Here is a 26297-nt window from a genome sequence, read left to right as displayed (position 1 = left end):
ACCCTCGCGTCATGCATTTCGGGGAGCCGGCGCGCGCCTTCGCGACGCGCCGGCGCTGATTTATTCCGCGGCTTGGAGCAGCGGCAGTTCCTCGGTCTTCCAAGGCGCCTTGGTCATTTTCCAGACCGGCGAGTTGATCGCCATGTCCATGTCCCGCGCGAAGATCGCGAAACCGTCATAGCCATGGTAGGGGCCCGAATAGTCCCAGCTGTGCATCTGGCGGAAAGGCACGCCCATCTTCTGGAAGACGTATTTTTCCTTGATGCCGGAGCCGACGAGATCGGGCTGGATCTTCTCGACGAATTTTTCGAATTCGTAGCCGGTCACGTCGTCGTAGATCAGCGTTCCGTCCTTAACGTAGTGCTGGGCGGTGCGCTGATAGTCGTCGTTGTGGCCGAACTCATAGCCCGTGCCGACGACTTCCATGCCGAGGTCTTCGTATGCGCCGATCACGTGACGCGGGCGGAGGCCGCCGACGAACAGCATGACCGTCTTGCCTTCCAGACGCGGACGGTATTTGGCGATCACCGCGTCCATCAGGGGCTGATATTTGGCGATGACCTGCTCGGCGCCTTCCTTGATCTTGTCGTCGAAATAGCTAGCGATCTTGCGCAGCGATTCGGCGATCTTGCTCGGGCCGAAGAAATTATATTCGCACCACGGAATACCGTACTTCTCTTCCATGTGGCGTGAAATATAGTTCATCGAACGGTAGCAATGCAGAACGTTCAGCTTCGCCTTCGGCGTCGCTTCGAGTTCGGCGAGGCTGCCGTCGCCCGACCATTGCGCGATCACGCGCAGGCCCATTTCCTCGAGCAGAATGCGCGACGACCAGGCGTCGCCGCCGATGTTATAGTCGCCGATGATGGCGACGTCATAGGGCGTCGGCTCGAAACGCGGCGCGGCGTCGGGAGCGATCTTGTCGAACACCCAATCACGGATCGCGTCGTTGGCGATGTGATGGCCGAGCGACTGAGAAACGCCGCGGAAGCCTTCGCAACGCACCGGGACGATGGTCTTGCCGTCATATTCCTTCGACTTGGCCTTCGACACCGCTTCGATATCGTCGCCAATGAGGCCGATCGGGCATTCCGACTGAACGGTGATGCCGTTGTTCAGCGGGAACAGCTCCTGGATCTCGTCCATGATCTTCGCGAGCTTCTTATCGCCGCCGAAGACGATATCCTTCTCTTGGAAGTCGGACGTGAACTGCATCGTGACGAAAGTGTCGATGCCGGTCGTGCCGATGTAATAGTTACGGCGCGCCGCCCAGGAATATTGGCCGCAGCCCACCGGGCCATGGCTGATGTGGATCATGTCTTTGATCGGACCCCAGACAACGCCCTTCGAGCCGGCGTAAGCGCAGCCGCGAATGGTCATGACGCCGGGGATCGACTTGATGTTCGACTTCACGCCGCAATCCGGCTTGCCTTCCTGATGCACGTTGAGGTGCTTGGCGCGGCGCTTGGCGGTCTTCTCGGGATAGACCTTCAGAACTTCTTCGATGAGCGCTTTGTTGCGGTCCTTGATCTCCGCAACGCTCAATGTGGGCGAAACACTCATTTGATGTCTCCTTCAATGCTTTCTGGATTTCAGCTCGACCTCCCGCGTGCGGGAGGTCGTCGCTTATGCGTTGACGGGTTAGGCGATCGCCTGGAGTTCGGCCGCGGTCTTGCCGATCTGGCTCTCATCGACCGCCTTCATGATGCCGTGCTCCATCAGCATGTCTTCGAGCTCGTCCATCGTGATCGGCGTCGGGATGATGCCCTTGCCCTGGTTGGCGTGGATCTTCACCGCAAGATTGCGGTAATGATTCGCCTGCTCGGACTGCGGCGCATATTCCAGCACCGTCATCCGGCGCAGTTCCGCGTGCTGCACGATATTGTCGCGCGGCACGAAGTAGATCAGCGTCGTGCCGAGCTTCTTCGCCAGAGCTTCCGCAAGCTCGAGCTCCTTGTCGGTCTGACGCTCGTTGCAGACCAGACCGCCCAGGCGCACGCCGCCGGAATTGGCGTATTTCAAAATGCCCTTGGAGATGTTGTTGCCGGCATACATCGCCATCATCTCGCCGGACATGACGATGTAGATTTCCTGCGCCTTGTTCTCACGGATCGGCATGGCGAAGCCGCCGCAGACCACGTCGCCGAGCACGTCGTAGGACACATAGTCGATGTCTTCGTAAGCGCCGTTTTCCTCGAGGAAGTTGATCGAGGTGATGACGCCGCGGCCGGCGCAGCCAACTCCAGGCTCCGGTCCGCCCGACTCAACGCAACGAATGTTGAGATAGCCGACCTTCATCACTTCTTCGATTTCCAGATCCTCGACGCTGCCTGCATTGGCGGCGAGGCTCAGGATGGTATCCTGCGCCTTGGCGTGCAGGATGAGCCGCGTCGAGTCAGCCTTCGGATCGCAGCCGACGATCAAAATGCGATGACCCATCTCGGCCAGAGCGGCGAGCGTGTTCTGGGACGTCGTCGACTTGCCGATGCCCCCTTTGCCATAAAATGCGATTTGCCGTAGTGACGACATGTCTATCTCCTCTTGGGCCCCTACTCATTGCCGCAGCTCTCTCGCGGCGCCTTGCTTCGCTGCCGAGTTAGAGAAGGACTCCCAGTAAGAGGTTCTCTTCGACGGCCCTCGATTCTGTCGAGCCGGTCCCTCTTTCGCAATGTCCATGCCAGGGCTTGCAGAGTGTGATCGCCGAATGAACATGGCTTTGAATCAATCATTTGTGAATGAGCTACGACCGGTTGTTCGATGTCAAAAAGCTAACAACCATGTGATGTGGGCGACAAAGTTATTGCCGACGCGGTAGAAAGTTTTTGGGCGTTTTTTCGCCGCGCACGGGTGGTTTTGATTAGGGCCGCTTCCTTGGAAGACGCGGCGGCGCGATGGCGAACCCCGTGCGTGTGCGCCGCGCGCGCTTTGCGGTTTGGGGTTGAGGGTTGCAGCCATGGCAGGATCGTTGCTTCCAGAATCGATCCGGCGGGTCGCGCGCTTACGACAAACCGCGGCGGCTTACAGACGCGGTTGGAGCATAAGACACAATGTCAGCAGTCATCAGCCTGCGGGATCGCGGCATTGTCGAAATTGCCGGGGCCGACGCGACGAAATTCTTGCATAATCTCGTCACCAACGACATCTCCAAGCTCGTCCCGGGCGAAGCCCGCTTCTGCGCGCTGCTGGCGCCGCAGGGGAAGATATTGGTCGACTTCCTTGTCTTTGTGGAAGGCGACGGCGAGACGCGCCGCTATTTTCTTGATTGCCCGAGTAGCTTGGAGCCGGATCTCCTGCGTCGCCTTGGCATGTACAAATTGCGCGCGGCGGTGAGCGTCACATCCAGAAGCGACGAATTCGCAGCCTTCGCCGTTCTCGGGGAGGCGCGACCGGAAATTCCTGCGCTGGCGATGGCGCGGGACCCGCGCTCCGAGACGCTCGGCTGGCGTTTGATCGCGCCGCGCGGCGCGAAAGCGGTAGACGCTCGCGACGACTATGAAGCCGCGCGGATCGCCGCCGGCGTTCCGCAAGGCGGTGTTGATTTCGCCTATGGCGCCGCATTTCCGCACGAAGCGAACATGGACCTGCTCGCCGGCGTCGATTTCACCAAGGGGTGCTATATCGGCCAGGAAGTGGTCTCGCGCACGAAGCATCGCAACCTCGCGCGCAAGCGCGTGACGCCTTACCACGTGGACGGCGAAGCTCCGCCGCCCGGAACAAAAGTCATGGCGGGCGAGATCGAAGTCGGCGTGGCGGGCTCACACAGCGACGATCGGGGCCTCGCGTTGATCCGCCTGGACAGACTTGCCGACGCTATGGCGGCCGGAACAGTCCTGACTGCTGGCGGCGCGTCCCTCCAGTTCGTCGTGGGGTAGGCTGCGAGTTGAAGCCGGTCTAAGGCTGATGCGGCGCGTTTATCCAGATCAGCGACGACCCGCTTTCAACCCCGCCTTCACGTCGCAGAGCGCGCTTCTCGCAACCTTATTCGCCATGCGCTCTCTAGCCTGATCGGCGAGGATATGTGTCATGGCGGAGCGCCGACGGCAGGCACATCACTTCATTGCCTCGCCCGCGAGACGCTCGCGGGCCGCTTCCGCGACGAGCGGATCGCTGTCATTGATCAAATGTCCGATTTCGTCCACGTTCAGTCTGGTCGCGACGTAATGGCGCACACGCCAATCGACGTCATCTCTCAAATCCGACAATTGTTCGGGCGTCATCCTTTGCGCCGCTTCAAGGCGCACTTCGGCGTTTGAATCTCGACACATTCGCCCGAGCCACTGTGCGTCGACCCGTTGCGCGACAATACGCCGGACTTCCACTTCAGGGTCATCGAACATCATCACCAGCAGCGCTGGCGCGACCTTCCGCGCGATGACGATACGCACGTAATAGTCCTCATCCTGCATCATCGGCAGGAGGTCTGGATCATCAAGCAGAGTGGCGACGCGGATGCGCACCTCGCGATGCGGATCATTGCGCAATTCGCATTGATAGCGCGCAGGCAGTCGCCGCACGGCTTCCCAGCGCACGGTTTCATCGGGATCCGACAATAAGCGCGGCAAGAGAAACGGATTGGCGAATTTCGCCGCTATGGCGCGCACTTCGAAATGGGGATGCGCGAGATAGCCGTCGGCGAGTTCGGGATTCCAATTGAAGAAGCGATCGATGCGCCGCGCATATCGGTCGTGTACGCATGCTTTGCGCAATTCGCACCGTCCCGCGGCCAGCAGGTCTCGATGCGCGCAGTTCGCACAATCGATATCCAACCCGCGCCAGTCGCGCGCTTCGTCGATCTCACGCGTCATCGTCAAAGCCGATTCTGTCCAGAACGCCGAGAAGAACCTTGGCGCCGATCTTGTCAGATGGGTCGAGTTCGAGAAGCTTGGCGATGGCGACCCGGCTCTCGTCGAACTCGCCAAGGCGCATCTGCAAATAGGCGTAGCCCTTCAACGTAAAGAGAAAGAAGCGCGGCAGAATTTCGTCGTAGCGATCGAAAACCGCGTCCTGCGCCGAGGCGCGTCGCCAATCTCGCGGCATGTTGTTTTCGCGCGCCGCTTTTTCGAGACAGCGATTGGCGATCTCCAATGCTTCTCGCAATCTGCCTTTGTAGAAGTAAAAGCGATAGAAGCCGATCAGCACCGCGGCGTGGTCCGGGGCCCATTGCTGGGCCTGGCGTAAGTAACGCTCCGCCGTTTCAGAGTCAGCGTAGGTTTCGCTGGCGAGATGGAGAAACTCTTCGGCCTCCAGCGGCAGACCCTCGCCAAGCAGGGCCCCGGCGAGAAGTTCCTTCTCGTCGGGGCTTAGAGCAGCTTGCTCGCCATTCACCATGACGCGCGCCTTTAATGCACATGCTCCACCACGGGTCCGCTGGTGCTCTTGCACGATCCCGTGTTCTTTGGATCGTGAAAGACCAGCCCGCCGCTTGAAGAGGAATCGGCGAAGTCAATCGTGACGCCATCGAGCAGCAGGCGGCTTTCGGCCGGCAGGAAGAACTTCACGCCTTCGACGACGAACTCCTGATCGCCGGCGCGCGGCGCGGCTTCGACGTCAAACAGCGCGCTGAGCCCGGAGCACCCGCCCGGCGACACCATCAGGCGAAAGCCTCCGCCTGGATTGGCGCTGAACTGAATCATTCGCCGGATGAATTTTTGTGCGGCCGGCGTAAGCGTAAATTTCATTGCGGCCTCCTCAAGCCGGTGCTTGGTAACGGGGATAGGCGTTGTCGATCACGCAAGTGTTGTCGACCGGGCAGACCGCCGCGCACTGCGGCGCGTCGAAATGGCCGATGCACTCCGTGCATTTCTTCGGATCGATGACGAATGTGCCGTTCTTCTCGGTGATCGCCACATTCGGGCATTCCGGCTCGCAGGCTGAACAACTCGTGCACTGCGAGGAAATGATCTTAAGCGTCATGTCTTGCTCCCTAGCTGGTTCCTTGACGCATGTCTCAAGCCGCGTTGATGAGCGCGCCCTGTCGGATTTCGGCGTCGCCGCGCTCCTGATGTTCGATTTCCCCGCTGTTCACCTTGTCGAGATAGGCCTTGAACCAGGCGATCGCCGACTTCTCGATGAACTCATGGGCGAATTGATCGACGGGCTCGATCCCGGCCTTGATCAGGTCGTTCTTCGGGCAACCGCCGATCTTCGCGACGAACACCGCATGGCAGTCGTTGATGGCGCGGATAACCGTCTCCAGACTGTCCTCGTCGCCATATCCGCCCTGGCAGTAGAGATCGACGCGGCGATGTCCGACGAACTTCGCGCCCGAGGTCGAGAGTTCATAGACCTGGAACTCTTTGGCGTGACCGAAATGTTCGTTGATGAGGCCCGAACCCTTCGTCGCCACCGCGATCAGCAACTTGATGTCGCTCGCCGCGCCTGCCAGCGTCGCCAGCTCTTCCTGCTTCGCGGCCACCTTGGCGACGCGCTCTTCTTCGACCTTCTCTTGATAGGCCTTGCGGGACTCAAGATCGTAGTCGACCTCCATCGCCATGATCTTTTCGGTCGTGAACTCAGCGCTGCGATCTTCGCCGAGCAGGCCGACCGCGTCGGCGCGGCACTGGCGGCAGTGGCGCATCATATTCATCTCGCCTTCACAGCTGTCCTGCAGCGCCTTTAGCTCTTGCGCCGACGGACCGCGCTGACCGTTAAGGCCGAACACCGTGCCGTGCTCCGGAGCCGAGATCAGCGGCATGATGTTGTGCAGGAAGGCGCCGCGAGATTTGACGGCCTTGTTCACTTCGACGAGGTGCTTGTCGTTGATTCCCGGGATCATCACCGAATTCACCTTGCACAAAATGCCGCGCTCGGTGAGCATTTCCAGGCCCTGCAGCTGGCGGTCGGTGAGAAGCTTCGCCGCTTCGACGCCGGTGTAGCGCTTATGCTTCCAGAACACCCAGGGATAGATCTTCGCGCCGACTTCCGGATCAACCATGTTGATGGTGATCGTGACGTGATCGACGTTGTAACCAGCGATCGTGTCGACGTGATCCGGCAAGGCGAGACCATTGGTCGACAGGCAGAGCTTGATGTCCGGCGCGGTGCGCGAGATCAGATCGAATGTCTTGAAGGTTTTTTCCGGATTGGCGAGCGGATCGCCCGGGCCGGCGATGCCGAGAACCGTCATTTGCGGAATGGTGGAGGCGACGGCCAAAACTTTCTTCGCGGCCTGCTCCGGGGTCAGCTTCTCGCTGACGACGCCGGGGCGCGATTCATTGGCGCAATCATATTTGCGGTTGCAATAGTTGCATTGGATGTTGCAAGCGGGCGCGACGGCGACATGCATGCGCGCATAATGGTGGTGAGCTTCTTCGCTGTAGCAGGGGTGGTTCTTGACCTTCTCCCAAATCTCGGTCGGCAGGTCGCCCTCACCGGCGCCCGAACCGCAGCTCGCCTTGCCGCTGCCGCCCGACGTGCCGCACCCCTTGTGCTCGGCGATCTTCTGCATCACGTCGCCCATGGCGACCGCCCCGTTCACCCCTTCAGCTGCCTCCGCCGTTCCAACATCCAGAGACGTCATGGCTTTGCTTCCTTCTGTCGCTGCAAAGTCGTCTGTGCCGACTCTCGGCTGAGACGGAGCGATGCATCAGTTTGTCGGAGGGATCGCAACAACCATGCCAGCGACTGAACTAACCTTTTGCATTATATTTCAATGCTGTATCGCGATCCAACAATGTAAATATTCAAACACGTCCCTACAATCCGTATGACGACACTTGTTACAGATTCAACATCGTCGACAGTGTTCGGCGACGCAGGGCGGCTCATCCGCTAGACGAGCGTCTGCCGCATTATCCATGTCGAGGTATTTACGCCGCGTTGTCCAGATCGACGCGCGGCTACCGTGGATTTACATCCAAATCGAAACGTCACGACGCAACCGCGCGACGTCATATGATGCGTCGCTCACAGGTTTGGGAATCTTTATCGCGTTCTAAGCCGCTCGGAAACGAGGTCGGTGAGAGCCTCTCGAAGGCTGCGATTCGCCACGACGTCGATCACTTCCCCGACGAAGGCTTCCGTCAGCAGCGATTGGGCTTCCGCTTGGGGAATCCCGCGCGCCATCAGGTAGAAAATCAAATTCTCGTCCAACGCGCCGACGGTCGAACCATGCGCGCATTGCACGTCGTCAGCAAAGATTTCCAACTCAGGCTTACAGTAGGCCTGCGCCCCTTCGGACAACAACAGCGTGCGGGCCATCATGCGCGCATCGGTTTTTTGCGCGCCGGGCCGAACCAGGATCTTCCCCTGAAACACCGCCTGCGACGAGTCGTCCAGGACGGATTTGAACAGCGCCTTGCTTTCCGAACGTTCCGCCGCATGATCGAGGAACAAGGTCGCGTCGGCGTGCTCCTTGCCCTTCAATATGTTGGCCCCGCGCAGGCCGGCATGGGCGCCCTGCCCGTTAATGTTGATGAAGGACTGGTTGCGCAACACGGCTCCGCCGAGATTGAATCCGAAATCGCTCAGCTGGGCATCGGCGGCGAGCGAGGCGACGAATGTCGAGACATGCATCGCGGCGGCGCCTTCGCGACTGATCTTGAGTCGCTCGAGGGACGCGCCCTCTTCCAGCACAACTTCGGTCGCGGCGTTCACATGGTATTCCTGCGCCGTTTCGCCCTCAAAGCTCTCGATCAGAGTCGCCCGCGCGCCTTTTTCAACGATGACAAGCGAGCGCAGGAAATAGGTCGCCGGCTGCGCGCCCGCCACGAAAACCAAATGTATCGGCCTGTCCACGCATACGCCGTCGCCAACACGAACGACGACGCCTTCGCCCATGAAAGCGGTGTTGAGCGCAAAGGCCGGATCGTCGACCTCTCCCACATTCCCGATCCGCGCGGTCGTCGCGGCGTCGCCCTTGGCTAAGGCCTCCGACAGCGACATCACGCTCAGCCCTGCTTCCAAATCGCCAAGATCGGAAAGCTCCGGAACAAAATAGCCGCCGACGAACACGACGCGACGCGACGCGACGCCCTCAAGAACCGCCGCATTCCGCGCGCTTTGCTTCGCGCTATCTTCCGGCGGCGCGGCCAGGGGCTTCACGTCGCGCAGCAGGGCGCGCAAATCCGTGTATTTCCATGCCTCGTCGCGGCGGTTGGGAAGGCCGGTCTTGGCAAAGGCGTCGAAGGCGGCGGTGCGCAGCTTCGCAAGTTGCGGCGCGCTCGCGCTTTGCTGCATGGCGAAGATTTCCGCCAGCCGAGCCTCGGCGTCGGTGAGTTTGCGCGCGGGAGTGGTAGGTGCGTTGCCCATGACTTATGCCGCCTCGCTTTGGTAGCGCGCGTAGCCCGTTTCCTCGAGTTCCAGAGCAAGCTCCTTCCCGCCGGTCCGCACGATGCGGCCGGCCGACTGCACATGAACGACGTCCGGCGTGATGTAATCGAGCAGCCGCTGATAATGGGTGATCACAACGATGCCGCGGTCCTTCGAGCGCAATTGATTGACGCCGTTGGACACGACTTTCAGCGCGTCGATGTCGAGTCCCGAGTCGGTCTCGTCGAGGATGCACAGCTTGGGTTCAAGCAGCATCATCTGCAGCGTCTCGGCGCGCTTCTTCTCACCGCCCGAGAATCCGACATTCACCGGACGCCGCAGCATCTCCATGTCCATATCGAGGATCTTGGCGAGCTCCTTGACGCGCTTGATCAAATCGGGCGAAGACATTTCCTCCTCGCCGCGCTTCTTGCGCTGCGCGTTGAGCGCGGCGCGCAGAAAGGTCATCGTTGCGACGCCCGGCACCTCCAGCGGATATTGAAAGGCGAGGAACAGCCCCGCCGCGGCGCGTTCGTCGACGCTCATCTGCGACAGATCGGCGCCGGCAAGCAGCGCCTGTCCCTCAGTGATTTTATAGCCGGGCCGGCCGGAGAGCACATAGGACAGCGTCGATTTACCCGAGCCATTTGGCCCCATGATCGCATGCACCTCGCCCGCCTTCACGGTGAGGTCATAGCCATTCAGGATCTGCTTGCCGGCAATCTCGGCCTTGAGGTCGCGAATTTCCAGTAGCGCCGTCATTCCACCACTCCCACTCTATAGAGGCGTCAGCCGACGCTGCCTTCGAGACTGACCGAGATCAGCTTTTGCGCTTCGACCGCGAATTCCATCGGCAGTTGCTGCAACACGTCGCGCACGAACCCATTGACCACCAGCGCGGTCGCATCTTCCTGCGATAGGCCGCGCTGCATGCAGTAGAACAAGACGTCCTCCGAGATCTTTGAAGTCGTCGCCTCGTGTTCGAACACGCAGGACGGGTTCTTCGCTTCGATATAGGGGATTGTGTGCGCGCTGCAGGCGTCGCCGATGAGCAGCGAGTCGCAATTCGTGAAATTACGGGCGCCCTCCGCCTTGCGATGCGCCGAGACGAGCCCCCGATAGGCGTTCGACGAGCGGCCGGCGGAAATGCCCTTCGAGATGATGCGGCTGGACGTGCCCTTGCCGAGATGGATCATCTTGGTGCCGGAGTCGACCTGCTGGCGACCGTTGGAGATCGCGATCGAGTAGAATTCGCCGCGCGAATTATCGCCGCGCAACACGCAGCTGGGATATTTCCAGGTGATCGCCGAGCCGGTCTCGACCTGAGTCCAGCTGATCTTCGAATTGGCGCCGCGGCAATCGCCGCGCTTTGTGACGAAATTATAGATTCCGCCCTTGCCGTTCTCGTCGCCCGGATACCAGTTTTGCACGGTCGAATATTTGATTTCGGCGTCGTCGAGCGTCACGAGTTCGACCACCGCCGCGTGCAACTGATTCTCGTCGCGCTTGGGCGCGGTGCAGCCTTCGAGATAGCTGACGTAGGACCCTTTGTCGGCGATGATGAGCGTCCGCTCGAACTGCCCGGTGTTTTTTTCGTTGATCCGGAAATAGGTCGACAATTCCATCGGGCAGCGCACGCCCGGCGGGATGTAGACGAAAGAGCCGTCCGAAAACACCGCGCTGTTCAGCGTCGCAAAGTAGTTGTCGGAGGTCGGCACCACGGTCCCGAGATATTTGCGCACCAGTTCGGGATGCTCGCGCAGCGCCTCGGAGATTGGGCAGAAAATCACCCCCGACTTCTTCAGCTCCTCTTTGAACGTCGTTGCGACGGAGACCGAGTCGAATACCGCATCGACCGCGACGCGCGGGCGCTCTTCGCCCTCCGGCCGTTCGACGCCGGCAAGAATTTCGCGCTCATGCAGCGGAATGCCGAGTTTTTCGTATGTGCGCAGCAGCTCCGGGTCGACTTCGTCGAGTGATTTCGGACCGGCTTTCGATTTCGGCGCGGCGTAATAATAGAGATCCTGATAGTCGATCGCCGGGTAATCGACGCGCGCCCATTTCGGCTCGGTCATCGTCAGCCAGCGGCGATAGGCCTCCAGCCGCCATTCGAGCATCCATTCGGGCTCGCCCTTCTTCGCAGAAATGAAGCGGACGATCTCTTCGGACAGGCCTTTTGGAGCGAGGTCGGATTCGATGTCGGTGACGAAACCATATTTATATTGATCAGCGCCGACACGACGAACCTGTTCAACTGTCTCTTGCACCGCCGCCATTTCGCTCTCCGTTCACTGTTGCGCTTCGTCCAGGCGCGCCTGGACGAGGCGCCTCACTTCCGGATCAGGATCGTCGCGCAGACGCGCCAGCAATTCCGTCCCGCATCGCTCCGCCACCAGGAAGCGGACTCGTAAATCTTCGTCGGCGACGAGCAGTCCCAATTGCGCCGGCGCCAACCGCTCTGCAATAATCATGCGCACGCGGGGTTCGGGATCGCGCGCCATGGCCGGAAGCTTGTCGAGGGCGACCCGGCGCGCCGCTTCGCATCGCACCTGCGAGTCGTCATCGTTGGTCGCGCCGGCGAGGATATCGGGCGGCGCGCGACGCGCGGCGATCAGGCGCACGCCGCTGTCTTCGTCGAAAAGCAGCTTCACGAGACCTGCGCCCTCGACTCGCTGGGCCATCGCCATGCGCACTTTGCGGTCGGAGTCGCCGATCAATTTTTCAGCGAGACGCAACGGCAGACGTTGCGCCACCATGGCTCTGACGTCCGGCTCCTCGTCATCGATCAGCGCGCGCAACTGAAAGACGCTCGCATATTTGACCGCGCCGACGCGCAGTTCAAAATAGGGATGATCGAGATATTTCGCAGATTCTTGCGGACTCGCGGCGAAGAACCTGTCTATGCGGCGGGCCCTTCGGTCGCGCACGCAAACCTGGCCGAGATCGCAAAGGCCTTTCTCGCGAATCTCCCCATGCGGACAATCGCGGCAGGATAGGAAGTTTCCAAGCCAGTCGACAGCGTCCATGCGATCCATGCGTTGCATCGCCCCGCTCGGCCGCACTTATAGCGCTAGGCCGGCACGCATGTGTTTTCGACAGGGCACACGACCGCACACTGCGGCTTATCGAAGTGCCCCTCGCACTCGGTGCATTTCTTCGGGTCGATGATGTACATGTCGTTCTTGAGGCGGATCGCCGCATTCGGACATTCGAATTCGCAAGCGCCGCACACTGTGCATTGTGAGGCGATGATTTTGTACGCCATGTCGCGATTCCTCATGGATTCACTGCAAGCTTGTCCCCTCCTTTCAAATCGCATGCCAGCCGCATACCACGCCTGTTTGCCGCCAACGGCAAGCCGCGGAACGAAAGCCGATGATCGCATGTCGCCTGTAAACGCGCGGGCCAGGGTCGGTTTGGACCGTCCGCCCGGTTTAGTCCGTCCGCCTCCAGGCGCGTTCGCTCACCCCCTTCGGGTGAAACGATACGGCCCGCTTGGCTGCACGAACTGAACAAATGTTCTAAAAGCGACAATCGCCGGATGCGGTCAGATGCGCTTTATTTCGATGTTGTATTTCTTCAGCGCATAATTGACCTGGCGCAGCGACAGGCCGAGCAGTCGCGCAGCCTTGGCCTGGACCCAGGCGGCCTTCTCCATGCCTTCGATGAGGCGCTCGCGGTCGATCATCTTGCGGGAGGATGCGAAACCGTCGCTCTCCCCCGCCCCGGCGGCGTCCAGCGGCGACGAGTTCTCCTTGACGAAGGTCGGAACCGACGCAGCTGCGCCGCGGCTCGCCGTCGCCATCTCTTCGGGCGGAGCGGGGGCGCGCATGCCGGCCGGTTCGGGATGCGCATGCGGATAGGCGCCGCTGGCGCTGCTGGTCCATAGCAAGGCCGAGAGACATTTGCCGGACGCGCAGGCGAAGTCATGATCGACGATGGTTTCGTCGCGCGCCAAAGTCGCCGTGCGGCGCACGCAATTTTCCAGTTCGCGCACGTTGCCCGGGAAGTAGCAGCGTTGCAGCGTCTCAATGGCGCTCGCCGAGAGTTCGTGCTTTTGATCGTTTTCGCTGTTGAACGTCTCAATGAAATTCTGCGCCAACAGCGAAACGTCGCCAGGCCGCTCGCGCAACGGCGGGAGAAACACCGGCACAACGCTGATGCGGTAATAGAGGTCGGCGCGGAACTCGCCCTTCTCAACCGCCTCTTCGAGATTTTTGTTGGTGGCGAAAACGAAACGAACGTTGACTTTCAAGGTCTTGGACCCGCCAACCCGCTCGAATTCGCCTTCCTGCAGCACACGCAGCAGCTTCGCCTGGAAGGCGGGCGATATTTCGCCGATTTCATCGAGCAGCAGCGTGCCGCCATTGGCCAGTTCGAAGCGCCCCGCACGCTGCGCGACGGCGCCCGTGAAAGCGCCGCGTTCATGACCGAACAGCTCCGATTCAAGAACGCTTTCCGGCAGCGCGGCGCAGTTCAGCTTGACGAAGGGCTTGGCGCTGCGGCGCGACAGGTCGTGCACCGCGCGAGCAAAAAGCTCCTTGCCTGTGCCGCTCTCGCCGCGCAGCAGCACGGTCGAATTGGACTTCGCGACGATGGCGATGGTGTCGAGCACTTCCAAGATCGCCGGGCTCTCGCCGATGATGCCTGCGACGTCGGGCCGCTCTCCACGAATCTCCTTCGGCAGGCAGGAGACCAGCGCCTTCTCCAGCGTGCTGCATTCGTTCAGCAGCCGCTGCCGGTCGGCCGAAAACATGCGGTGCAGCTTCACCGTTTGGCCGATCAGATTGGCGATCATCGTCAATAAACGCAGATCGGCGTCGAAAGCGTAGGAGATCCAATCTTCTGACGAGCGATTGATCGACAACGTCCCAACGACGCGGCTATCGCTCTTGATCGCAACAGCGAGGAAGGAGACTTTCGCGCCCACCGCCCGGGTGATCGTCTCCGCGGCCGTCGCGAACAAGGCGTCGCGGGACACGTCCTCGACAATGACAGGCATGGCGGTGGCGACAAGTCGGTCGATCACCTTGGCCGGCAGCGTGTCGATCGGCTTGCTGCCGTCGCGGCTGGTCCAACCCGAGGTCGCGACGATCTCCGGATTGCCGTGCTGGTCGAGGATCGTGATCATCCCCAATTTCATGTCGAGGAAGGAGCTGAGCACGGCGACGACATTGCCCAGCGTCTGCTCGAGGCGGGCCGGCGCGGTCAGGATTTTTGAGATTTCATAGATGCCGAGCAGCGCCGTATCGGCGGACGGGGGTCTCGCCCGCGGCGGCTTTGCCGCCATGCCTCCTGTGAGCGTAGAGCGTGAAGTGGCTACGTCGTCCATGGCCGCCTTCCTCGAACAGCCGCCGTCAGCACGAAGCCAGGGTTTCCGTTCGCACATGCGAGGATCGATTCCGATCGTCTCACGCGGTTCATAGTTTGTTTTATGCAAGAACCACGCACAGCAGCGCTTTGTCGCCCAGGCGCAGCGCACAATGTCGGTTTTACGACAAGTGCAGCGCGATATCGGTCGAAGCGTGACATTCGTGCGCAGTTTTGTTGAGGTTACGACATGGCGGTGTCACGCGCATCGATCACACGCTGCCCTGCGCCAATTCCTCGATCACCTTCCACCCGACGCTGCCCTGCGGATCGGCGCGGGAGAGGATATCGAGATATTCCTTTGCGGTTTCGCTGTGACCGCGCTTCAATTCGATGAAGCTTAGCGCCTTCAGCGTATAGAGGGCGAAGCGCGCCGGCCCGTCATGCGCCTCGGCCGTCGCCGGCCACGCCATAGGATCGCTTGGCCAACCCGCCTGACGCGTGGCCTCCTTCATGCCTTGCGCGGCGACGTCAGCGGCGTAGTCGAGACTGCCCATGTAGGTGTGGATTTTGTAGAGACAGTAATAGGGCGCCAGCTCCTGCGGCGTCAGCGCCAAGGCCTGCTTGAACAGGTTGTCGGCCTTCTCACGGTCAGTCCGATAAGCGACGACGCCCTGCTGCAGCAGTTCGTTTGTCTTCGGGTCAAGTTCGCCGAAGTTCACGACGTCAGCGTCGGCGCGCGAAGCGTTCATGGCCGGCTCAAAGCAATCGCTGAGCCAATATGGGGATCGTCGTGGACGTCATCCGCAAAACGCCTCGCGCGATTTTCGCGCGCGATCGAGACGGCTGAGTAGCAGACGGAAATGACGCTCGACGAGGACGGGGCCGGCATGGCGCTTTTCCGATCTCCCAAGCGCCTCTTGCCTCCTTCAAAAGCAATTCAGTACATGTTCGTACAAAACCAAGGTCCACGACGCACAAATGGCACGCAGTTTGCGTGCGCGCCGGGCACGCGGGGGCCGCCAAACGCCAAGAGGCGCGCGATCGCGGACACAACCAAGCAAATGAAAAAAGGGCCAGGAATGATACGCGAATTCCGCTACAAGGGGGAAACCTTCCGGGTGAACGCGCATGGCTCTCCCGGCCATGAGGAAGTGTTTATTATCCATTTGGTCGACGACGAGGAGATGGGTGAAATCTCGATCGACCGCATGACCGAGGAAAACGACAGAGACGCGCCGATCGACGCCATTTGCATCATGCTCTGCGACAAGCTGATCGCCGAACAGGACATCGCCTGCGCCGAACCCGACGGGGCTTTCGTCTGGGTGGAAGGCAAGCGCATCCGCGACGTGCTCCCGAGCAACGAAGCCGCGCCACATTAACCACCGCGCGGCGCCAGCGAACCATCAAGGCGGACCCAAGCGCCGCGCGCGACTCTCCTTCCCTGGAAACGCCTCTTCCCAGCCGCCCCTCTGCTCTTTGCGCCCGACGAATTTTCTCGCCTGCGGCGCATCGGCGAAATCCGCCCGCAGCGATTGGCGCTTGACGTCCGGCAGCCGTATGTAATCCGCACAGGGAGGACGACTCCATGAGCGTCGAGAGCAACCGGCTCGGTCAAGAGACCAGCCCCTATTTGTTGCAGCACCAGCACAATCCGGTGCACTGGCAGGCTTGGAGCGCGGAAACGCTCGCGCTCGCCAAGCAGACGGGCAAGCCGATATTGCTCTCGTCTGGCTACGCCGCCTGTCATTGGTGCCATGTGATGGCCCATGAATCGTTCGAGGACCCCGAAATCGCGGCGTTGATGAACGAATTTTTCATCAATGTGAAGGTGGATCGCGAAGAGCGGCCGGACGTCGACTATCTGTATCAACAAGCTTTGATGATGATGGGTCAGCGCGGCGGTTGGCCCTTGACGATGTTTCTGACGCCGGAGGGCAAGCCCTTCTGGGGCGGAACATATTTCCCCCCTTCTGCGCAGGGCGGAAGGCCCGGATTCGCCGAGCTTCTAAAAACCATCGCGGAACTTTGGCGCACGCGCGCCAATGCGATCGAACATAATGTCGCCGAGCTCAGCGCAGGACTGGCCAGCCTGTCCGAAACGACTCCCGGAGAGCCGGTCTCGCCCGACCTCGTCGAGAGCATTTGCGCGCAGTTGGAGCAACGGCTCGACCACGTGGACGGCGGCTTCGGGTCGGCGCCAAAATTCCCGCAGGCGACCAGCCTCGACTTTCTCTGGAGGGCCTGGAAGCGAACGGGTCGCGACTCGTTGCGACAAGCCGTCGTTTTGACGCTCGATCATATTTCGCAGGGCGGCGTCTACGACCATTTGGGCGGCGGTTTCGCGCGCTACTCGACCGACAATCGATGGCTGGTGCCGCATTTTGAAAAAATGCTCTACGACAACGCGCAGCTGATCGAACTACTGACGGAGGTCTGGCAAGACGAACGTCGCGAACTGTATCGCCTGCGCGTGACAGAGACGATCGAGTGGATGACGCGCGAGATGCGCGCGCCAGGCGGCGGGTTCGCCAGCAGTCTCGACGCCGACAGCGAAGGCGAAGAAGGCAAGTTCTACAGTTGGAGCGAAGCAGAAATAGGGGAAGCTCTGGGCGCGCGCGCGCCGTTCTTCGAACGCGCCTATGGCGTCAGCCGCGAAGGCAACTGGGAACACGGCAAGTCCGTCCTCAACCGTCTGGGCTCAATCGAGCTGCTGGATGAGGAGAGCGAGGCGGCGCTGGCGGAAGACCGCGCCGCCTTGTTCTCGGTGCGCGAGCGCCGCGTCAGGCCGGGGTGCGACGATAAGGTCTTGGCCGACTGGAATGGATTGACGATCGCCGCCATCGCCAAGGCGGCATGCGTGTTTGAACGTGGGGACTGGCTCGATATCGCCATCGAAGCCTTCGATTTCGTCAAGGGCGCGATGACGACGGACGATGGTCGTCTGCTCCATTCCTGGCGTTGCGGGCGCCCACGTCATATGGCCGTCCTCGACGACTACGGCGCAATGTGCCGAGCGGCGCTGGCGCTCTACGAAGCCACCGGCGCGCCGTCCTATCTCGAACGCGCGCGACGCTGGGTCGAGCATGTGGAGCATCATTATCGCGATCGAAACGGCGGCTATTTTTATGCCGCCGACGACGCCGATACGCTGATCGCGCGCGTGAAAATCGCCGAGGACTCCGCCCTTCCCTCCGGCAATGGCATGATGCTGCAGGTGCTGGCGCAGCTCTATTATTTGACGGGCGAGAGCGTCTACCGGCAACGCGCCGAGGCGATCGCAAAGGACTTTTCCGGGACAATTCGCGAGCGCGTTCTTGGTTTTTCGTCACTGTTGAACGGCATAGAAATGCTGCGAGCGGCCTTGCAGATTGTCGTGATTGGCGAAACGGACGCCGCGGATACCGCGGCGCTGAAGCGCGTGATTTACGGCGTCAGTCGGCCCGGTCGGGTTTTGAGCGTCATCGCGCCGGGCGCCGCGCTGCCTCGCGCGCATCCGGCTTTCGGCAAAACCTTGCTGGGCGATCGCGCCACGGCTTATGTCTGCCGGGGAATGGTCTGCTCGCTGCCTATCGTCGAGCCCGATGCGCTCGCGGCGGCTCTGCGCGAGACGTGACTCGCTTCCCGCATCCGACGTCGCCTATTCGCGTCGCCATACGCTCGCCAGCCATGGCTGTTCGCCCGGCGGCGCGCCGCTGGGCCTGTAATAATGCTCGACCTCGATGAAGCCCACCGCCGACCCGAAAGCGCGCCAGCTTTCGGGGGCGTGAAACACGCCATAGCGTTCATTGCTCCATCCTTCCTGATCCGCGCCATGCGGAATGGAGCTGAACAGGATGCCCCCGGGCTTCAGAGCGGCGCGAAGCGCGCGCAGGACGCGTGGCAATTCGCTGCGCGGCACATGAAACAGCGACGCATTGGCGAAGACTCCGTCAAAGTGGCGATCAGGCAAATCGAGCGCGAGAAAATCCTGCAGCCACACCTCGCAACCGCTGTGAATGCGCGCCATTTCGACAAAGCGCGGCGCTCCATCAAGCCCGATCGCGACATGCCCAAGCGCGGCGAGCGCCTTCAAATCGCGTCCAGGCCCGCAACCGAAATCGAGCAAGGTGAAAGGAGGCTCGCCGCGAATGTGGCTGAGCATCGCCGCGATATTTTGTGTGACGTCGTGGCTGCGCGTTCCCTCCCAGAACGACTCGGCGCGCTGATTGTAATGTTGCAGCGTGCCGCCCGTGACCGCTTTCAACTCGTCCGCGCTTGCAGCCATTGTGGGGCCTCCGAACAATCTTCTCGCTATCGCCGACGCCGCGAGCACGTCGCGCTGCCTACCCGTCGATGTGGCGCAGGGAGCGACACGATCGCCTTGGAGCCTCGCGCGGGAGTACACGGCACATATGATGCTTGCCAGAGCCAACTTTGGGAACGGCTGAAGCACAGGCGGCCGGCGCCGCGACTGCGACAATTCTACACCAAACGGATCCACGATGAGTGAACCGGTGCGCGCCGTCCTGATTGAGCTCGAAGGCGCCGCCGTTCCGATGGCTTTCGCGACCGGGACTCTCATGCCGCTCGCGCAGGCGCGGCTAGGCGCCTTCATCGCAGAACATGCCTCGGACCCCGATGTGGAAGACGCCTTGGAGGAAACGGGGCGTCTCCTTGGCGGATTCGACTTGAAGCTCGAGGAAGCCGAAGCGCTGTTGCTGCGCTGGATGAAGCAGAACCGCAAGGCGACCCCGCTGAAGACGATCCAGGGCCTGATCTGGCGCGAGAGTTATGAGGCAGGCGCGATCAAAAGCGAGCTTTATCCGGACGTCGCGGAATCGCTGAGATCATGGGCCTCATCGGGCCTTCGCCTGTTTGTTTACTCGTCCCATTCGAGATTGGCGCAGCAACTCTTGCTGAGCCACAGCGCCTGCGGCGACCTCACAAGCCTGTTCGAGGATTTCTTCGACACGTCCATCGGTCAGAAAGTCGAACCGGCCTCCTACCGCGCGATCTGCGAGCGTCTCGATTTGCCTTCGGGATCAGTGCTGGCGCTGTCGGGCGATGGGGACGAATTGGACGCCGCCCAGTCGGCGGGCCTTGCCACGACGCTCATCGCGCGAGAAGGTCCTGCGGATAGTCGCCATGCGGTTTGCCTTGATTTCGCGTCAGTGAATTTGGGATCGTGACGCGCTCGCGCCAAGGAAAACATCGCTGACGGCTTCGGGCAGATGGAGACAGATGGCCACGTTCACTCTTGAAACCAGAGACGGCGCCAGCCAGGAAATCACCGGCAAAAATGGCGTCTCGCTGATGAAATTAATCCGGCGCGCCGGCGTCGAAGAGCTAGTCGCGCAATGCGGCGGCAGCTGCGCCTGTGCGACGTGCCATGTCTATCTCACCCTGCCTCAGGGGATTGAAATGGCCGACTCCGGACCCGGAGAAAACCGGATGCTTGCGACAGCCAGCCATCGCAAATTCAATTCGCGTCTCGCCTGTCAAATCAGGTTCGAAGAAACGTTCGACGGAATGGCGATCCGCATCGCCCCGGAGGATGCGACCGGCTTTTGATTCGCCCGCACCGTTTCGAACGTCGATGGTTGCAGCGAACGTTCCCGCGGAAACGCTATATGGTCTGGAACTTGCTCAACGGCCATGCACGCAGCGCCAAGATGCAGGGTGAGCATCCATGCCGATGAAGGAAGAAAGCGTTCTGCCCGGGAAGTGCTATCGGACGAAGGGCGGCGAAATCAACTCCGAAAAATACACGGTGATCAGCATCACCCGTGGGATCGTCACTTATCAAAGCTGGACGTCCGACCCCAATCGCCTGTCTCTACGCACGAACACCGGCCTCAAGGCCTTCGCCGAAGTTCTGTTCAAAGAAATCCCCTGCCCGAACAGGGATCCAGGCCAAAAGATCGAATATTTCGATCCCTCATAGAAATCACTCTCTTTCCGGCATCCTCTGGCGCGCATGATCAATCGCCGGTGGCGAGAACCTTCAGCGTTCGCGCCTCAATCCCGGATCTCGTTCTGAATTGAAAAAATATCGTAAGGAGGATCGTTGTCCGAATTGGCGTAGCCCAATGGCGGCGCGTCGCCGCTTCCGCCTGATGCGCCGGATCGGCGACTGATCCTGCCGATGTCGCCGCCATAAACATGGATGATGATGGATGTTTGATCATCCAGCGCGTTGCGAAGCTCGACGGCCTCGCCGCTCGCGGACGACCGGGCGGCTTCCACAGCGCTCGCTTGCAATAGACGGGACGCGCCGGCCTGCGCGCTGTTCGTGGGAGCATCGAGTTGCTGGCGGTTGATTGCGCCGCGCAACACGCCCGCAATCTCCCAAACCGAAGGCTGAGAGATTGTCACGCAGGCGCCGCCCGACAAAATTGTGCTCACGACGGAAAAGCGATCGAGCCCGTCGCGATAAATCTGGAATTGCTGGCCTCCGGCGGGATTTGGGACGGCGAAGACCGTTGGCAGCCAATCGTCCGTCGTAAAGAGCCGGGCCATGAGATCGCGGCCGATCAGCAAAATCTCCCGCTCGCTTTCGGCGAGTTCGACCATGGACTGAATGTCCCAGATGAATCGCCGCAGCGAGGGAGGAACCGGGTCTCGCCCGATGACTCGTAAATTTGGATCAGCCGCATTTATCTCGATCATGATGTTGAACGGTCCGCCAGGATTTTAAGGAATGCCTCAGTGAGGCGGAGGCGAACGACTCGCGCGCTCATCGTTCCTCCTGCGCGCAAACCATTTCGATGCAGGATACCGCCGCATCGATGTCGCTTTCCTCAGTTGTGAGCGGAGGAAATAAACCCAGGACCGACCCCATCGCGCGCGCGAGGAGCCCGTGCGCGGCCAGCTTCGCGCGCATGGGCTCCGCGTCTCCCGCGAGCGTTAGCGCCTGCATCAGGCCAAGGCCATCCCTTGCCGTAAAAGCTGCACGACGCCGATAAAACAAGGCGGACAGCCGGTCTTCGAGATACCAGCTTCGGTTCTGCACACGTTCCTGAAAGCCTGGCGTCGACAGAGCGTCGATTAGCGCGTGCCCAGCCAGAAGCGCGGCCCCGTCAGCAAGCGTCGAGCCGCCGAGCGCGCCTCGTGCCAGTCTTTGCGTGACGACGAGCGCAGCCAGCGGCGGGGCGTCTGCAGGCGAGTGACTGGCGACCATCATGTCAGGGGTGACGCCGGTCCATTCGTGCGCCCAAAGCATGCCTGAGCGGCCGAAGCCGCAAAAACTTTCGTCGAAAGCGAGTATGAGCCCATATTCGTCTGCGGTCTCGCGCAGTCTGGCGAGGACGCTTCCTGAGACGACCTCAAAACCGGCTTGCGTCCTGACCGGCGCGATCAGAATTCCCGCGGTCCTGACATCGACTTCCGCCTGCACTGCAGCGTGATCGTCGGTTCGGAGAGTGACGATCTCGTCGTCGCCCTCAAGGCCAGGCGGAAGGCTCTCCGATCCATCAGCAGGCCCGACGCAGACAATAAAGCGACGTCGCTTGGGGCGACCGACGAGGCGATGGTAGCGCCGAACCATTTCGACGGCGACACGCCAGGCGTCGGACTCGGAGGGAAGCAAAAACACGCGGTCGCCAAAAGAAACGGGCGAAATCTTCGCGCATAAAGCATCCGAGAGCGCCGCGGCTTCCGCCGCTGATTGAGGCGAACCTATCGGCGCATCCGTGCGGAGCGTTGATCCTGCATAATTTTCCGGAAAGAAGAGCGATGCGCCAGAAAAGTCGAGCGGCGCGCCTCCGACGCATGTGTCGTCGTCGACGGCGGGAGTGATGGGCGCGTTAGGCTCGCTCGTCGAATCTGGGAATGTGGCTGACATGTTGCTCTGAGCTCGCCTGGTCGCCGCTCCGATGAGCTCGGGCAAGCGTGGCGTTTCAGGCGCCGTGTTCGATGAGGTCAGGGAGTCTTTTGGCAAGAGAGTTCAACACGCTCTGCGAGCCTTTGAGCATGACGTCGTAGACCGCGTCCGCCGTAGGGGCAGCGTCGATTCCGTCCTGGACAAAAACAAAATGCGTGCCGCCATCCGGCAGCTGCGAGATCGTCCACGTAACTGTCGTGTCGATGTATCGGCCAAAACCCTTCAGCTCGTCATCACCGCCCGACCAGCTGAAACGCAACATACGGCCGGGCTCCACGGCGAGAACCTGGCACTTGAATTCGCCGTCCCAGCGCTCGATCGGGCGGCTCCAGATCGTGAACTTGTGGCCGACAACCGGCTCAACGTCATTTGGAAAGAACCAAACGGCGAGCCACTCCGAATCTGTCATCGCGCGCCAAACGGCCTCGATCGGATGTTCGAGGTCCTTCTCCGTCGTGAGACTGCGTGTCTGTGTAGCGTCAAGCACCGAGTCCTGCTCCCGTTACCGCCTAACATGCAAGGCTCAAGCCAGGCCTGCGGGCGGCGCGGAAGTAGACATCATGCGTTTATCGACGCCCGGCTCGGCTCACGCGCAGCATGCGCTTTGGCTCTGAACATGCATGGCTCATGGCTCAGCTCTCGTGAACGCTTTTGTACAAAAAGGCGAAGCGCGGGTCGGGTCAGCATGAGCGCTCCGCATGACGGACAAAGAGGAATGGGTCGTCTGGAACGGCTCGATGGGAATATTGGATATGGCGACCATCGGCGATATCCAGCATGACGAGACCGGCAGGAGGGCGTCTCTGGCGCCGCCCTATGGCGTCGTGGGGCCCTTCAGTCTTGACGAACTTGAAACGCTGGGCCGGATCGCCTTTGGCGAATGTCTGGTTATGTCACGCCAGCGATGGCGAGAGGATCAGCTCAATCTGCGCCTCGAGGCGCGAGCAAAGCGCCGCACGCTATTTTTTCGGGCGGATCTCGACGACGACCATGAACATCGGGAAATTTTAGGGCTGCCATTCGAGGGCCTGCTCAATCTGTCCGAGATCAACGCCGCCTTCCGTCAGTTGGCCAAGACCGCGCATCCCGATGCAGGCGGCAGCGACGAACAGTATCGCCGCATCGTCGAGGCGCGCGACGCGCTGCTCAAGCACCTCACGATGACGGGTTGACCATCATTGAGCGCCAACCAAACCCAGCGTCAATTCTGAGGCCGGCTGCCGCTTATGTGGAATCCGAGTGCGTGCGCGAGCAAAAAATACAGCGCAGGCATAGGCCAGAATTCTTAAGCTTGCCCAGCGGGAAGTGAACGCGGCAAACATGGGCTAGACTGCTAATTTATAGCGAAAGCACAAGTCCACAGGGAACATCTTATCCGTCGAAAAGGTTTTATGCTCGTGAAAGCTAGGCCCGGGCTCGGCTTTCCAAGGCGTCGCCGCGACTGCGGCCGCCTCCTGACAAGGAGGAATTCATGAACTGGGACACGATCGAAGGCAATTGGAAGAAGTTCACCGGAAACGTGAAGGAGCAGTGGGGCAAGCTCACCGACGATGACATTACGCGCATCAACGGGAACCGCGAGCAGCTCGAAGGCATGATCCAGGAGCGCTACGGCGTCGCCAAGGACAAGGCCAAGGAGCAGGTCGACAGCTGGATGTCGCGCCACTAGCTCCCGCCCACCATTGCAAGACGCCGGCGAAATAGCTTCGCCGGCGTTTTCATTTTGAAATGCAATCCACCCGCGCGCGAGCAATGTGTTCGCGAAATTGCGTTCAGCAATTAGAGCGCCGGAACATCTGGCTTTGCGCCGAGGTTTTATAAAGGCGCCCAAGACGAAGGTCTATCGATGAAGAAAACTGTTCGCCCGTTCACCGTCGAATATCGATCGAAACGTGGCAAATCGCACGCTTCCCGTGGCGGCGGCGCGTTCCGCTTTTCGGAGCAATCGACCGAACGTGCGCCCGCGCGCAAGCACATGCGCCCTGAACTCTCCGCCTGGCAGTCGTTGTTCAAGCAGGAGGCGCGTTCTTTATGATGAATGCAGCTTCTCCGAAAATCGCCCTTAGACAGGGCAAGAGAGCGCTGCTTCGGCGCTCTCTAAGCGAGGCGCTCGGAAAGCGCTTCTCGCTTTTATATCTCGACTTGATCATGAAGCCGGTGCCCGAGGACCTCAAAGGACTCCTGATCAAATTGGACTTCGCGGATCGTCCCAACAAGATGCGCTGAGATTCGAGAAATCTCTTTGCGCGTCACTCGACCGCGCTAATCTGGCCAAGCTCTTCCAGAAGGGCCAGCATATCGTCAGGCAGCGGCTCCGTAGCGATATCCGAAAATTGGCGCCGAAGCTGCTCACCGAGCCGCCTCACGCTCGGCTCCACATCAACCGCATCGCGTATGTATCGATTTCCTCGCATTGTCGTCTCTATCAGCCTCTGTTCATGTGGCGGCATCAGGAGCTCTCCACACGGGGAATGAAGCGCCGATTCGAAAATCTGTTCCGACAATGGTCCATATTTTTTAAGGAATAGAAAAGCTTAGCCGCAAATAAGCGCTGTGGAGAACCCCAAACTAAGCTTCACAACGTTCAGTCGCAGCTGACTATTCATAGCGGCGGTCGGTAAGCCTCGGCTCTCGAACCGCCTCCGTTCAAGCCGCAGCTATTTCTTGCCAATGCGAAATTGCACGGGCACTTCGAAGGTCAGCCCCTCGTCCGCGATCACCGGCGGCGGCGGCGGAACGGGGTCGGCGCGCTTCATCATCGCGAGCGCAGCGTCGTCGAAGAGTGGATGTCCCGCAGAACGTTTGATGCTGTAGCTGACGACATGGCCGTGCCTGTCGAGCGTGAACGAAACGCTCGCTTCCGCGGATCGACGCCCGGCGGCGCCAGGATAGCGCTTATGCCGGTTGAGATGCGAGAGCAGGGCCTTTTGCCACGTCAGCTTGACGGCGTTGGCGACGGCGTCAGCCCCTTGAACAGGCGCCACGGGCCGGTCGGATTGTCGGTCGGCGTCAGACTTGGGCGGCGCAGTCGCCTCGGAGGCGGCAGACTCGGCCGAGACGACCGGCTGCGCCTGATGTTTCTTCTCTTCTTCGATCGGCTTCTCCGGCCGAACGTTGTGCGTGAACTCGGCGTCTTCCGACTCGGCGTGGGTGATCCGCTCTTCGTTCGTCTCCTTCGCCTCTGATGCGGCGACGGAAGGCGCAGCGGCGGCCGCTTCGTCAGAGAGGGGTCCAGGCGGCAGATCCGCGGCCTCGGCGTCTCGCGGCGCGGCAGGCTCGAGAGACAATTCAATCGCTGGAGCGCCGGACGCGTCCTCGTCGAGGTCGCCCCGCAAGGTCACCAGCGCGGCGACGGCGCCGCCGACGTGCAGAAACAGCGCCAGGGCGACTGCGGCGCCCCAAAGCTTGCCGTTCGACTGCGGCTTCTGGAGAGCGGCGGCGGCGCTCATTGCGGGGCCTGCTCCTTGCCGCCCGCGTCGAGCGCGACGAGCGCCACGCGCAGATAACCGCCAGCGCGCAACCGCTCCAAGATCGCCATCATCTCGCCATAGGGCACGCTGGTGTCGGCTCGCAAATAGATGCGTTTCGACTTGTCGCCCAGGAGCCCGTCGAGAGCAGAAACGAGATCGTTGCGTTTGACGGGCGTCTCGCCCAGGGCGAGCGCGAGATCGCCCTGGATCGTCACGTAAATCGGCTTGTCGGGCTTTTCATGCGGCGCGGCGTTGGAAGCCGGAAGATCGACCGGAAGATCGACAGTGGCGAGGGGGGCCGCCACCATGAAGATGATGAGCAGCACGAGCATCACGTCGATAAACGGCGTGACGTTGATTTCGTGCGTTTCCTGAAGATCGCTTTTGAGATGAACGGCCAT

The 26297-nt window shown here is 60.9% G+C and carries 30 protein-coding genes; 9 read left to right on the top strand and 21 right to left on the bottom strand.

All coding sequences use genetic code 11. The features are described 5' to 3' along the window. Positions 1 to 60: 60 nt before the first annotated feature. Both nifD and nifH read right to left on the bottom strand, forming a co-directional pair. On the bottom strand, positions 61 to 1563 hold the full coding sequence (gene nifD / locus EHO51_RS16695; RefSeq protein ID WP_018406757.1) for a nitrogenase molybdenum-iron protein alpha chain: 1503 nt from the start codon (positions 1561 to 1563) through the stop codon (positions 61 to 63). 78 nt (positions 1564 to 1641) lie between these two features. Further along, positions 1642 to 2529 carry a nitrogenase iron protein gene (nifH, locus tag EHO51_RS16690; protein WP_018406756.1) on the bottom strand — a complete coding sequence of 296 codons (888 nt, stop codon included), beginning with the start codon at positions 2527 to 2529 and terminating at the stop codon, positions 1642 to 1644. Between the two features lie 518 nt (positions 2530 to 3047). Between nifH and EHO51_RS16685 the strand changes: the two genes are divergently transcribed. Then, positions 3048 to 3872, top strand: coding sequence for a YgfZ/GcvT domain-containing protein (locus EHO51_RS16685; RefSeq protein WP_124739812.1), 825 nt, complete (start codon positions 3048 to 3050; stop codon positions 3870 to 3872). A gap of 177 nt (positions 3873 to 4049) precedes the next feature. Here EHO51_RS16685 and EHO51_RS16680 read toward each other — a convergent pair whose 3' ends face one another. From EHO51_RS16680 to EHO51_RS16625, 12 genes are all read right to left on the bottom strand, one after another. Beyond that, entirely contained in the window at positions 4050 to 4805 is a 756-nt protein-coding gene (locus EHO51_RS16680) for a 4Fe4S-binding leucine-rich repeat protein (RefSeq protein WP_124739811.1), read from the bottom strand. Then, a complete protein-coding gene (locus EHO51_RS16675; protein ID WP_124739810.1) occupies positions 4795 to 5328 on the bottom strand; it encodes a tetratricopeptide repeat protein in 534 nt (177 codons plus the stop codon). Before EHO51_RS16675 ends, EHO51_RS16680 begins: the two co-directional genes overlap by 11 nt. 11 nt (positions 5329 to 5339) lie before the next feature. Further along, positions 5340 to 5678: a HesB/IscA family protein gene (locus tag EHO51_RS16670; protein ID WP_029649216.1), complete on the bottom strand. Its 339-nt coding sequence runs from the start codon at positions 5676 to 5678 to the stop codon at positions 5340 to 5342. A gap of 10 nt (positions 5679 to 5688) precedes the next feature. Further along, on the bottom strand, positions 5689 to 5913 hold the full coding sequence (locus EHO51_RS16665) for a 4Fe-4S binding protein (protein ID WP_018406750.1): 225 nt from the start codon (positions 5911 to 5913) through the stop codon (positions 5689 to 5691). Positions 5914 to 5947: 34 nt separating this feature from the next. Continuing rightward, positions 5948 to 7459, bottom strand: a complete 1512-nt coding sequence (gene nifB / locus EHO51_RS16660) for a nitrogenase cofactor biosynthesis protein NifB (RefSeq protein WP_051013311.1) — start codon at positions 7457 to 7459, stop codon at positions 5948 to 5950. A 464-nt stretch (positions 7460 to 7923) separates the two neighbouring features. Then, positions 7924 to 9249 carry a Fe-S cluster assembly protein SufD gene (sufD, locus tag EHO51_RS16655; protein ID WP_124739809.1) on the bottom strand — a complete coding sequence of 442 codons (1326 nt, stop codon included), beginning with the start codon at positions 9247 to 9249 and terminating at the stop codon, positions 7924 to 7926. Between the two features lie 3 nt (positions 9250 to 9252). Beyond that, positions 9253 to 10011 (bottom strand): Fe-S cluster assembly ATPase SufC, encoded by a 759-nt coding sequence (sufC, locus tag EHO51_RS16650; protein WP_018406747.1) that lies wholly within the window; start codon positions 10009 to 10011, stop codon positions 9253 to 9255. Between the two features lie 26 nt (positions 10012 to 10037). Then, positions 10038 to 11525: a Fe-S cluster assembly protein SufB gene (sufB, locus tag EHO51_RS16645; RefSeq protein WP_124739808.1), complete on the bottom strand. Its 1488-nt coding sequence runs from the start codon at positions 11523 to 11525 to the stop codon at positions 10038 to 10040. Positions 11526 to 11537: 12 nt separating this feature from the next. Further along, positions 11538 to 12275: a 4Fe4S-binding leucine-rich repeat protein gene (locus EHO51_RS16640; protein ID WP_245434639.1), complete on the bottom strand. Its 738-nt coding sequence runs from the start codon at positions 12273 to 12275 to the stop codon at positions 11538 to 11540. A 44-nt stretch (positions 12276 to 12319) separates the two neighbouring features. Further along, positions 12320 to 12514 carry a 4Fe-4S binding protein gene (locus EHO51_RS16635; protein ID WP_018406744.1) on the bottom strand — a complete coding sequence of 65 codons (195 nt, stop codon included), beginning with the start codon at positions 12512 to 12514 and terminating at the stop codon, positions 12320 to 12322. Positions 12515 to 12796: 282 nt separating this feature from the next. Continuing rightward, positions 12797 to 14581 (bottom strand): nif-specific transcriptional activator NifA, encoded by a 1785-nt coding sequence (gene nifA, locus EHO51_RS16630; RefSeq protein ID WP_245434638.1) that lies wholly within the window; start codon positions 14579 to 14581, stop codon positions 12797 to 12799. A 250-nt stretch (positions 14582 to 14831) separates the two neighbouring features. Next, on the bottom strand, positions 14832 to 15311 hold the full coding sequence (locus tag EHO51_RS16625) for a hypothetical protein (protein WP_124739805.1): 480 nt from the start codon (positions 15309 to 15311) through the stop codon (positions 14832 to 14834). Positions 15312 to 15641: 330 nt separating this feature from the next. On the opposite strand from EHO51_RS16625, the gene EHO51_RS16620 reads away from it, so the two are divergent. Together EHO51_RS16620 and EHO51_RS16615 are read left to right on the top strand one after the other, a co-directional pair. After that, positions 15642 to 15944, top strand: coding sequence for a hypothetical protein (locus tag EHO51_RS16620; protein ID WP_026222700.1), 303 nt, complete (start codon positions 15642 to 15644; stop codon positions 15942 to 15944). A 206-nt stretch (positions 15945 to 16150) separates the two neighbouring features. After that, positions 16151 to 18178: a thioredoxin domain-containing protein gene (locus tag EHO51_RS16615; protein WP_124739804.1), complete on the top strand. Its 2028-nt coding sequence runs from the start codon at positions 16151 to 16153 to the stop codon at positions 18176 to 18178. Positions 18179 to 18202: 24 nt separating this feature from the next. On the opposite strand, the gene EHO51_RS16610 is transcribed toward EHO51_RS16615, so the two are convergent. Further along, complete coding sequence (locus tag EHO51_RS16610) at positions 18203 to 18829, bottom strand: class I SAM-dependent methyltransferase (protein ID WP_124739803.1); 627 nt, start codon at positions 18827 to 18829, stop codon at positions 18203 to 18205. A gap of 217 nt (positions 18830 to 19046) precedes the next feature. On the opposite strand from EHO51_RS16610, the gene mtnC reads away from it, so the two are divergent. The 3 genes from mtnC (at position 19047) to EHO51_RS16595 (ending at position 20488) form a co-directional block, all read left to right on the top strand. Next, positions 19047 to 19733 (top strand): acireductone synthase, encoded by a 687-nt coding sequence (mtnC, locus tag EHO51_RS16605; protein WP_124739802.1) that lies wholly within the window; start codon positions 19047 to 19049, stop codon positions 19731 to 19733. A gap of 52 nt (positions 19734 to 19785) precedes the next feature. Beyond that, positions 19786 to 20115: a 2Fe-2S iron-sulfur cluster-binding protein gene (locus EHO51_RS16600; protein WP_124739801.1), complete on the top strand. Its 330-nt coding sequence runs from the start codon at positions 19786 to 19788 to the stop codon at positions 20113 to 20115. Between the two features lie 118 nt (positions 20116 to 20233). Then, complete coding sequence (locus EHO51_RS16595) at positions 20234 to 20488, top strand: hypothetical protein (protein ID WP_014892083.1); 255 nt, start codon at positions 20234 to 20236, stop codon at positions 20486 to 20488. Positions 20489 to 20562: 74 nt separating this feature from the next. Here the strand turns inward: EHO51_RS16595 and EHO51_RS16590 are convergent, their stop codons facing one another. From EHO51_RS16590 to EHO51_RS16580, 3 genes are all read right to left on the bottom strand, one after another. Next, positions 20563 to 21213 (bottom strand): hypothetical protein, encoded by a 651-nt coding sequence (locus EHO51_RS16590; protein WP_124739800.1) that lies wholly within the window; start codon positions 21211 to 21213, stop codon positions 20563 to 20565. Between the two features lie 67 nt (positions 21214 to 21280). Continuing rightward, on the bottom strand, positions 21281 to 22387 hold the full coding sequence (locus EHO51_RS16585) for an aminotransferase class III-fold pyridoxal phosphate-dependent enzyme (protein ID WP_124739799.1): 1107 nt from the start codon (positions 22385 to 22387) through the stop codon (positions 21281 to 21283). Positions 22388 to 22442: 55 nt separating this feature from the next. Further along, entirely contained in the window at positions 22443 to 22913 is a 471-nt protein-coding gene (locus tag EHO51_RS16580; protein WP_124739798.1) for an SRPBCC family protein, read from the bottom strand. Positions 22914 to 23124: 211 nt separating this feature from the next. Between EHO51_RS16580 and EHO51_RS16575 the strand changes: the two genes are divergently transcribed. The 3 genes from EHO51_RS16575 to EHO51_RS16565 all read left to right on the top strand — a co-directional run bounded on the left by EHO51_RS16575 (position 23125) and on the right by EHO51_RS16565 (position 24461). After that, positions 23125 to 23598: a J domain-containing protein gene (locus EHO51_RS16575; protein ID WP_124739797.1), complete on the top strand. Its 474-nt coding sequence runs from the start codon at positions 23125 to 23127 to the stop codon at positions 23596 to 23598. 299 nt (positions 23599 to 23897) lie between these two features. Then, positions 23898 to 24095 (top strand): CsbD family protein, encoded by a 198-nt coding sequence (locus tag EHO51_RS16570; RefSeq protein WP_124739796.1) that lies wholly within the window; start codon positions 23898 to 23900, stop codon positions 24093 to 24095. Positions 24096 to 24272: 177 nt separating this feature from the next. Continuing rightward, on the top strand, positions 24273 to 24461 hold the full coding sequence (locus EHO51_RS16565; RefSeq protein ID WP_124739795.1) for a hypothetical protein: 189 nt from the start codon (positions 24273 to 24275) through the stop codon (positions 24459 to 24461). 214 nt (positions 24462 to 24675) lie between these two features. On the opposite strand, the gene EHO51_RS21430 is transcribed toward EHO51_RS16565, so the two are convergent. From EHO51_RS21430 to exbD, 3 genes are all read right to left on the bottom strand, one after another. Beyond that, the gene (locus tag EHO51_RS21430) at positions 24676 to 24840 is read right to left on the bottom strand and encodes a NepR family anti-sigma factor (protein WP_432431930.1); all 165 of its coding nucleotides are present in this window, start codon (positions 24838 to 24840) and stop codon (positions 24676 to 24678) included. Positions 24841 to 25083: 243 nt separating this feature from the next. Continuing rightward, positions 25084 to 25875, bottom strand: a complete 792-nt coding sequence (locus EHO51_RS16555; protein WP_124739794.1) for an energy transducer TonB — start codon at positions 25873 to 25875, stop codon at positions 25084 to 25086. Continuing rightward, positions 25872 to 26297, bottom strand: a complete 426-nt coding sequence (gene exbD / locus EHO51_RS16550) for a TonB system transport protein ExbD (RefSeq protein ID WP_109024358.1) — start codon at positions 26295 to 26297, stop codon at positions 25872 to 25874. The genes EHO51_RS16555 and exbD overlap by 4 nt, the downstream gene beginning before the upstream one ends.

Origin of the sequence: Methylocystis rosea (assembly GCF_003855495.1) — a bacterium.
In the GTDB taxonomy this organism is placed as follows: domain Bacteria; phylum Pseudomonadota; class Alphaproteobacteria; order Rhizobiales; family Beijerinckiaceae; genus Methylocystis; species Methylocystis rosea_A.
This window is presented reverse-complemented; position numbering and strand designations above follow the sequence as displayed.